Origin of the sequence: Streptomyces sp. 796.1, assembly GCF_047525675.1 — a bacterium.
In the GTDB taxonomy this organism is placed as follows: Bacteria; Actinomycetota; Actinomycetes; order Streptomycetales; family Streptomycetaceae; genus Streptomyces.
Window position 1 is genome coordinate 85,434 of sequence record NZ_JBLIWA010000032.1, and the last position, 6,190, is coordinate 91,623.

A 6,190-nucleotide genomic window follows, 5' to 3' on the forward strand; every position below is an offset into this window, starting at 1 on the left:
GCCCGCCCGGCGCCGGCCCGGCTAATCGGTGGCGATGGCGTTGAGGACGTTCATCCGGCCGGCCCGGAACGCGGGGACCAGGGCGGCCAGCAGGCCGACCACCGCCGCGCCGACGAAGACCGTGCCGATCGTGGGCCACGGAATCTCCAGGGTCTTCAGACCCTCAAGGGCCAGCAGCTTCTGGGCCGTGATGCCCCAGGCCATGCCGAGGCCGAGGCCGAGCAGGGCGCCGAAGAGGGCGATGACCACCGACTCCAGCCGGATCATGCGGCGCATCTGGCGGCGGGAGAGGCCGATGGCGCGCATCAGGCCGATCTCGCGGGTCCGCTCGACCACCGACAGGGCCAGGGTGTTCACCACACCGAGGATGGCGACGATGATCGCGAGGCCGAGGAGGCCGTAGACCAGGTTGAGCAACTGGCCGATCTGGTCTTCGAGCAGCTTCTTGTAGTCGGCCTGGTCGCGGACGGTGACGTCCGGGTAGCCCTTCAGTTCGGCCTTGATCGACGCGTACGCCTCGCGGTCCTGGCCGTCCTTGGCCACCGCGAACATCATGATGTTCTGCGGCATCTGGTCCGGCGAGACGTAGTCCTGCGCGGTCTCGACGCCGATGTACAGGGCGCCCTTGTTGAACGCCGTGTCCTCGGAGGTGATGACCTTCACCGTCAGCTTGGCGGTGCGCTTGCTCTCCGCGAAGCGGACCGTGAGCACGTCGCCCATGCGGATCTTGTTGTCCTTGGCGAAGCCTTCCGGGACGCCGATCGCGTTCTTGCCGTACGCGTCGGCGAGCTTGCCCTCGATCACCGGGGAGCGCAGGTCCTCGGCGTAGCTCAGGCTCGCCGCGTCCAGGTCCTCCTTGACCTTCTTGCCCGCCGGGGTGGTGATCGTGGCGCCTTCGAGGATCTTGTAGTCGCTGACGTGGTCGAGGTGCTTGGCGCGCTTGACGGCCTGCTCGACCTGCGGCTTGATGCTGCCGTTGTCGGGCTGGACGATGAAGTCCGCGCCCACCGACTTGTCGAGTTCGTCGCTGGCCGATGCGACCATCGAGGAGCCGACCACCGACAGGCAGGCGACCAGGGCCAGGCCGATCATCAGGGCCGCGCCGGTGGCGCCGGTGCGGCGCGGGTTGCGCAGCGCGTTGCGTTCGGCCATCCGGCCGACCGGGCCGAAGGCCCGCAGCAGGATCGCGCTCAGCACCCGGACCACCACGCCGGCCAGCAGCGGGCCGATCACGATGAAGCCGATCAGGGTCAGCAGCAGGCCGACGGCGAGGAAGCTCGCCCCGTCCTTCGCCGTGTCGGCGCCCGCGGCCATCACCAGGCCCGCGGCGCCGCCGCCGGTCAGCAGCAGGCCGAGCACGGCCCGTACCTTGCCGGCGCGGCCGTCGGCCGGGGTGCCGGCGTCGCGCAGCGCGGCCATCGGGGAGATCTTGCCGGCCCGCCGGGCCGGGATGTACGCGGCGACCACGGTGGTCAGCACGCCGATGACCAGGCCGACGACGGGCGTTGCCGTCTTGATGGTCAGCTCGGAGGTGTCCAGGTTCAGGCCCATGGTGCCCATGAGCTTCATCAGGCCGATGGCGAGGCCGATGCCGCCGGCGACACCCAGGATGGAGCCGACGATGCCGAGCAGCAGCGCCTCGAAGAGCACCGAGCGGTTGACCTGCCGGCGGCTTGAGCCGATGGCCCGCATCAGGCCGATCTCGCGGGTCCGCTGGGCGACCAGCATCGAGAAGGTGTTGACGATCAGGAAGATGCCGACCAGGACGGCGATCCCGGCGAAGCCGAGCATCGCGTACTTCATGACGTCCAGGAACGAGCCGAGGTCGTCCTTGTTCTCCGCCTTCGTCTCGGCCTTGGTGAGCACCCGCAGGTGGTCCTTGTCGGCGCCGAGGCTGGCGATGACGGTCTGCTTGAGGTCCTCGTTGCTGACGCCGGGGGCGGCGGTCAGCGCGATGGAGGTGTACGCGTCGTCGGCGCCCAGGAGTTGGCGCTGGGCCGACTTGTCGTCCAGGTAGAAGAGTGAGGAGCCGGGGTTGGTGACGTCCAGGGTGACGATGCCGGTGATGGTGGCGGTGAAGTCACCGGGCACGGCGATGATCCGTACCTTGTCGCCGATGTCCAGGTGCTTCTTGTCCGCCGTGTCGGCGTCCACCATGATCTCGGTCGGACCGCGCGGGGCACGCCCGGAGGAGATCTTGCTCGACTTGGTCTCGTTGGCGTCCCAGTTGGAGGCGACCGAGGGCGCTCCGTCGGCCAGCGCGATCTTCTTGTTGTCCATGTCCACGGCCGTGATGGACGTGGAGGTGACGTCGCCGCTGGCGGCCTTGACGCCCTTGACCTTGGCGAGTTCGGCGACCTTGGTAGCCGGGATGGTGGGCACCTTGCGGGTGCGCTGCACGTCGTCGCCCTTGGGGGCGTCCTTGTGGCTGACGTTCACGTCCGGCGCGGTGGCCGAGAAGATCTTGTCGAACGTGGCGTTCATGGTGTCGGTGAAGACGAGCGTGCCGCAGACGAACGCCACCGACAGCAGGACCGCGACGGCCGAGAGCGCCATCCGCCCCTTGTGCGCGAAGAAGTTGCGCATCGAGGTCTTGAAGACGGTCATGACACACGCCCGCGCGCGTCGAAGTGCTTCATCCGCTCCAGGACCGAATCGGCGGTCGGGTGGTACATCTCGTCCACGATCCGGCCGTCGGCCAGGTACAGCACCCGGTTCGCGTACGAGGCGGCCACCGGGTCGTGGGTGACCATCACGATGGTCTGGCCGAGTTCGTCGACGGAGCGGCGGAGGAAGCCGAGGACCTCGGCGCCGGCGCGGGAGTCGAGGTTGCCGGTCGGCTCGTCGCCGAAGATGATCTCGGGCCGGGCGGCGAGGGCGCGGGCGACGGCCACGCGCTGCTGCTGGCCGCCGGAGAGCTGGTTGGGGCGGTGCTTGAGCCGGCCGGCCAGACCCACGGTCTCCACCACGCGGTCCAGCCAGGCCCGGTCGGGCTTGCGGCCCGCGATGTCCATCGGCAGCGTGATGTTCTCGATCGCGTTCAGCGTGGGCAGCAGGTTGAACGCCTGGAAGATGAACCCGATGCGGTCGCGCCGCAGTTGGGTCAGCTTCTTGTCCTTGAGCCCGGTGATCTCGGTGTCGTCGATGTAGATCTGGCCGGAGGAGACGGTGTCCAGGCCGGCCAGGCAGTGCATCAGGGTGGACTTGCCGGAGCCGGACGGGCCCATGATCGCGGTGAACTGGCTCCTGGCTATGTCCACGTCGACGTGGTCGAGCGCGACCACTCGGGTCTCACCCGCCCCGTACGCCTTGACCACCTGGCGTCCCCGCGCGGCAACGGCCGTATGCCCTCCGCTGCCCCCGGTCCTCGGAATCGATACAGCCGTCGTCACGGTCTTCTCCTCAATCGGTGTCCTGAGCGGTCCCTGCCGCGTACTTAAGACTCGTCGAACGAGGGCGTGGCCGCGATGGTGCTCAGCGCCCTATCCACCCTGGGGCTAACCCCACCATCGGGGTCCTGCCGCCTCCACCAACCCTAGGGAGAACAGGGCTCTGACCTCGTCATCCGTCGGGACGAACGCGGAGTGGGGGGCCGGGCACCGCATCCCCTAGGGGGCCGGCCCGCCGCCGCACCCGCGGTCTCAGGGTGCGGGCGGGCGGGGGTGTCGCCCCGCGGCACGGCGGTGCGCACGGACGATCCGGCGCGGGATGCGTACGGGCCCGGTATGAGCGCGGCCATGACAGGATTCGCCACCCCGAGGCGGCCCTCGGGCGCGGGTCGGGGTTCCCTACGGGGGGCGGCGGGGGCGTACGGGGCGGGGAGTTGGGTGTGGGAGTTGGATTGGGTGCGGATGTGGGTGTGGGCGTTGCGTGGAGTGGGCTCGGACGTGGGTGTGGGCGCGGGCCCGCCGGCCGGCCCCGTACCCCGCGTCGCGCCCCCTCGCCGGTCACTCCCGCCGCTTCCGCCGCTCCCCCAACACCCCCTGACCGCAGCGTTCACGCCATCCCACTCCCCATCGGACAGGGGGAAACCAGCCACCACGGGCCCCCGTCCCAAGGCGTGGGCCGGCCGGTATCGCCCGCGTCCCGTCGCGTGGAAGGGTGGAGGCTACAACGAACGGTGGAGGAGCAGGGGGCAGCACAGTGGGGGGCACCACAGGCGATACGGAACGACCGCCCGTACCGGAGGCCACCGACCCGGCGGAGCCGACCGCCGACCGCCGCGGACCCGTCGTCGCCGCCCTGATGTTGGCGATGGCGCTCGCCGCGCTGGACTCCACGATCATCTCCACGGCCGTCCCGCAGATCGTCGGCGACCTGGGCGGCTTCTCGGTCTTCTCCTGGCTGTTCTCCGGCTACCTGCTGGCGGTCACGGTGACGTTGCCGGTGTACGGGAAGCTGTCGGACACCTTCGGCCGCAAGCCCGTACTGCTGGTGGGCATCGCACTGTTCCTGGTCGGCTCGCTGCTGTGCGCCACCGCCTGGAACATGGCCAGCCTCATCGCCTTCCGCATCGTGCAGGGCCTGGGCGGCGGGGCGTTGCAGGGCACCGTGCAGACCATCGCCGCCGACCTCTACCCGCACCGCGAACGCGCCAAGATCCAGGCCAGGCTCTCCACCGTCTGGGCCACCTCGTCAGTCGTCGGCCCGGCCTTCGGCGGCCTGATCGCCAGCTACGCCGACTGGCGCTGGATCTTCCTGGTCAACTTGCCGGTGGGCGCCGTCGCGTTGCTGCTGATCGTCCGTCACCTCCAGGAGCCGGCCCGTACGGAGCGTCCGGAGCGTGCGCGTCGTACGGCGCCGGCCGGGGACGCGGCGGGCACGGGCAAGCGGGCCGGGCCGCGGGTCGACTGGGCCGGGGCGCTCGGCATCTTCTGCTGCGGGAGCCTGCTCCTGACCGCGCTGGTGCAGGGCGGGGTGGCCTGGTCGTGGTGGTCGACGCCGTCGCTGACGCTGCTGGCGGCGGCCGTGGTGTGCGGGGCGGTCACGGTGGCCATCGAGCGGCGCGCGGCGGAGCCGATCATCCCGGGCTGGGTGTGGCGCCGGCGGACCATCGCCGCGGTGAACCTGGCACTCGGCGGGCTCGGCCTGTTGATGATCGCCCCGACCGTCTTCCTGCCCACCTACGCGCAGTCGGTGCTCGGCCTCTCGCCCACCGCCGCCGGCTTCGTGCTGTCGGTGATGACGCTGAGCTGGCCGATATCGGCGGCCCTGAGCAACCGGGTCTACCTGCGCATCGGCCACCGACAGAGCGCCATGCTGGGCATGGGGCTCGCGGCGCTGATCCTCTGCGCGTTCCTGTTGTTGCCCTATCCGGGTTCGGCCTGGCAGCCGGCGCTGATCATGCTGCTGCTCGGCGCGGCGCTCGGCATCTTCCAACTCCCGCTGATCATCGCCGTGCAGTCGTCGGTTGGCTGGTCGGAACGGGGGACGGCGACCGGTTCGATTCTCTTCTGCCGACAGGTCGGGCAGAGCGTGGGGGCCGCGCTGTTCGGGGCGGTCGCCAACGCGACGATGGCCGCCCGGCTCTCCGACGCCCCCGGATCGCTCGGCGGCGACCTGCCGGGTGACCTGGACGGGGTCTCGCGCGCGCTGGAACACCCCGGCGAACTCTCCGCCGAAGCCGCCGACTACCTGCGGCGCGCGGTCGACGACTCGGTGGACTACGTCTACCTGGGCGCCGCGGTGGCCGCCGCCCTCACGGTCCTGGTCCTGCTGCTGCTCGCCCCGCGGGTCTTCCCCGTGTACGAGGAGGAGCCCGGGTCTGGACCGGCGTCTGGACCGGCGACCGACGAGGCACCGGCGGCGGGTGAGGCACCTGCGCCGGGCGGGGGCCCCGCGCCCGGCGAGGCGCCCGTACCCGGCAGGGACCCCGTGCCCGGCAGGGACCCCGTGCCCGGCGAGGCGCCCGTACCCGGCAGGGACCCCGTGCCCGGCAGGGAGTCCGTACCCGGCGAGGGATCCGCCTAGGAGGTCCTGGACTCCACCGGCGGGACCGGGAGTTCGACCTCGATCGTCTCCTCCTCGTCGCCGATCCTGCGTGGCGTGGCGGGGCGGGCGGCGGCGGGCTCGCCCGGCTTGGCGGCGCGGCCGACGACGCCCACCGCATCGGCCACCGCGGTCTCCCCCGCGTGCGGGTCAGCCGCCGCGGAGCCGGCCGCGCGCGGGTCGGGGGCGCGCGGGTCGGGGG

At 71.3% G+C, this 6,190-nt stretch carries 3 protein-coding genes and 1 pseudogene; 1 reads left to right on the forward strand and 3 read right to left on the reverse strand.

Annotated features, from left to right (window positions below):
* Nucleotides 1-21 precede the first annotated feature (21 nt).
* Nucleotides 22-2,607, reverse strand: a complete 2,586-nt coding sequence (locus ACMA1D_RS21790) for an ABC transporter permease (protein WP_414725695.1) — start codon at nucleotides 2,605-2,607, stop codon at nucleotides 22-24.
* Nucleotides 2,604-3,392: an ABC transporter ATP-binding protein gene (locus ACMA1D_RS21795; RefSeq protein WP_349995821.1), complete on the reverse strand. Its 789-nt coding sequence runs from the start codon at nucleotides 3,390-3,392 to the stop codon at nucleotides 2,604-2,606. The genes ACMA1D_RS21790 and ACMA1D_RS21795 overlap by 4 nt, the downstream gene beginning before the upstream one ends.
* A 751-nt stretch (nucleotides 3,393-4,143) precedes the next feature.
* Between ACMA1D_RS21795 and ACMA1D_RS21800 the strand changes: the two genes are divergently transcribed.
* Nucleotides 4,144-5,970: an MFS transporter gene (locus ACMA1D_RS21800; RefSeq protein WP_414725696.1), complete on the forward strand. Its 1,827-nt coding sequence runs from the start codon at nucleotides 4,144-4,146 to the stop codon at nucleotides 5,968-5,970.
* On the opposite strand, the pseudogene ACMA1D_RS21805 reads toward ACMA1D_RS21800, so the two are convergent.
* Nucleotides 5,967-6,190, reverse strand: a pseudogene (locus ACMA1D_RS21805) (hypothetical protein); the annotation flags it as partial. The gene ACMA1D_RS21800 and the pseudogene ACMA1D_RS21805 sit on opposite strands and share 4 nt — an antisense overlap.

Coding starts and splice junctions, on each gene's coding strand:
- ACMA1D_RS21790 (WP_414725695.1), bottom strand. CDS start 2,607: ATGACCGTCTTCAAGACCTCGATGCGCAACTTCTTCGCGCACAAGGGG.